This is a genomic window from Nocardioides zeicaulis (assembly GCF_042432345.1).
In the GTDB taxonomy this organism is placed as follows: domain Bacteria; phylum Actinomycetota; class Actinomycetes; order Propionibacteriales; family Nocardioidaceae; genus Nocardioides; species Nocardioides zeicaulis.
Genome location: NZ_JBHLXH010000007.1, coordinates 1 through 1,018 on the forward strand (window position 1 = coordinate 1; position 1,018 = coordinate 1,018).

Here is a 1,018-nt window from a genome sequence, read left to right on the forward strand (position 1 = left end):
ACAGAGTAAGAAACCAGTGTGGAAGTCGAAACCGGTTGGAAAGCCGTACCGTAGAGGGTGATAGGCCCGTAGACGTAAAGCGCTGGCTCTGGAGCGTGTTCCCAAGTAACACGGAACCCCTGAAATTCCGTGTGAATCTGGCGGGACCACCCGTTAAGCCTAAATACTCCTTGATGACCGATAGCGGACAAGTACCGTGAGGGAAAGGTGAAAAGTACCCCTGGCGGGGAGTGAAATAGTACCTGAAACCGTGTGCCTACAATCCGTCGGAGCCTTATGCCAACTTGTTGGTGGGGGTGACGGCGTGCCTTTTGAAGAATGAGCCTGCGAGTTTGCGGTGTGTTGCGAGGTTAACCCGTGTGGGGAAGCCGTAGCGAAAGCGAGTCCGAACAGGGCGATTCAGTAGCGCGCTCAAGACCCGAAGCGAAGTGATCTATCCATGGGCAGGTTGAAGCGTCGGTAAGACGACGTGGAGGACCGAACCCACTTAGGTTGAAAACTGAGGGGATGACCTGTGGATAGGGGTGAAAGGCCAATCAAACTTCGTGATAGCTGGTTCTCCCCGAAATGCATTTAGGTGCAGCGTTGCGTGTTTCTTGCCGGAGGTAGAGCACTGGATAGCCGATGGGCCCTACAAGGTTACTGACGTTAGCCAAACTCCGAATGCCGGTAAGTGAGAGCGCAGCAGTGAGACTGCGGGGGATAAGCTCCGTAGTCGAGAGGGAAACAGCCCAGACCATCAGCTAAGGCCCCTAAGCGGTGACTAAGTGGAAAAGGATGTGGAGTCGCATTGACAACCAGGAGGTTGGCTTGGAAGCAGCCACCCTTGAAAGAGTGCGTAATAGCTCACTGGTCAAGTGATTCCGCGCCGACAATGTAGCGGGGCTCAAGTCATCCGCCGAAGCTATGGCATTCAGAGATATACGCAAGCCGCCCTTGAGGTTGGTTCAGTGCTCTGGATGGGTAGGGGAGCGTCGTGTGGGCAGTGAAGCGCCGGAGTGATCCAGGTGTGGAGCCC

Annotated in this window: 1 rRNA gene; it reads left to right on the forward strand. The window is 55.2% G+C overall.

Going from position 1 to position 1,018, the window contains the following annotated elements:
- A 23S ribosomal RNA gene (locus ACFFJG_RS20655) occupies positions 1–1,018 on the forward strand; the annotation flags it as partial.